2 pseudogenes are annotated in these 1,364 nt (G+C 75.8%); one reads left to right on the top strand and one right to left on the bottom strand.

From position 1 onward, the window contains the following. Window positions 1–1,307: pseudogene (locus tag A5636_RS27555) on the bottom strand (PE family protein); the annotation flags it as partial. Here A5636_RS27555 and A5636_RS27825 point away from each other — a divergent pair. Beyond that, a pseudogene (locus tag A5636_RS27825) lies at window positions 1,279–1,364 on the top strand (hypothetical protein); the annotation flags it as partial. The pseudogenes A5636_RS27555 and A5636_RS27825 sit on opposite strands and share 29 nt — an antisense overlap.

The following is a 1,364-nucleotide window of genomic DNA, read 5'->3' as shown; positions in this document are numbered from 1 at the left end:
CCCGGGCGACCCGCACCACCGCCGTTAGCGGGTCCCTCGTCCGGATTGCTCTGGCCGCGAGCCGAATCCCCACCGTTACCGCCGTCACCGCCAGCGCCGCCCTGGCCGCCATCACCGTTAGTCCCGCCTACCGGGGCGGCCCCTCCGTTGCCGCCGGCCCCGCCTCGGCCACCGTTACCACCTGAGCCGCCGGCGGCGGCGGCGGAGCCGTTTCCGCCGTCACCGGCGGCACCGCCCCCGGCGCCGCGACCGCCCTTGGCGCCCGCGCCAAGGGTGTCACCACCGCTACCGCCGGCACCGCCGTTACCTCCAATGCCCCCGGCACCAAGGTTGACGTTCGGCGAATTGTCGGCGCCGTCGCCGCCGATACCGCCGGCACCACCGTCGCCACCGTCGCCGTAGTGGCCACCTAGACCGCCGGCCGCCCCGCCAGTACCACCATCGCCGCCGACCCCGCCATTGCCGCCGGCCTGGGCGTTCGTCAGAGCCGCGGCGTTATATCCGTTGCCGGCCTCACCGCCGGCACCGCCCTTGCCGCCGTCGCCGTAGGTCGCCCCCATCGGAGCGTCACCGCCGTCGCCGCCATCACCGCCTCGGCCGCCGTTACCGCCGTGGCCGAACCCGGGCCTGGGACCGATACCGTCGCCGCCGTCACCGCCTTCTCCGCCCTGGCCGCCGGCACCGGCTTTGGCGCCCGCACCACCAGCCGTACCGCCGTCACCGCCGTCGCCGCCACGTCCGCCACCACCACCGTTGCTCTCCGCATCTGTGGAGAAACCGTCGATGCCGCCGTTTGAACCACCGCCACCGGCGCCACCGGCCCCGCCGTCGCCGCCATCGCCGTAGGCACCGCCGAGACCGCCGGTGCCTGGTGTCCCGCCGGTACCGCCATTACCGCCGGCACCGGCGTCACCGCCGCCGTGGCCGAAGCCCGCCACCGACGACCAATCGGGCCCGAAACCGCCCCTGCCGCCCTCACCGCCCTTGCCGCCGGCACCCGCGGCCACCAAATCGCCGCCGGCGTTGCCGCCGGTGCCCCCGGTGCCGCCCTTGCCGCCGCCGGTGGCGGGGACGTGCAGGAAGCCGTCTGCGCCGGCGCCGCCCTTGCCGCCCTCACCGCCGTTGCCACCGACCCCGTCGGTGCCCTTCGCGCCGGTCATGCCACCGCCGTCGCCACCGGTGCCGCCATCACCGCCGGTGCCGCCGTTACCGCCGGTGCCACCTGGTTCGGTGACGCCGAGGTCGTCGGCGAAGCCTCGGCTGCCTTCGGCACCGCGGCCCCCGACACGCGCCGTGGTGCTCGGCACCGCGCCCAAGCAGGGTAAGGACGCCAATCTCAACGCACTGTTCGTCGTGGTCAGCGC

The organism is Mycobacterium asiaticum (assembly GCF_001673315.1).
Taxonomy (GTDB): domain Bacteria; phylum Actinomycetota; class Actinomycetes; order Mycobacteriales; family Mycobacteriaceae; genus Mycobacterium; species Mycobacterium asiaticum_B.
This window is presented reverse-complemented; position numbering and strand designations above follow the sequence as displayed.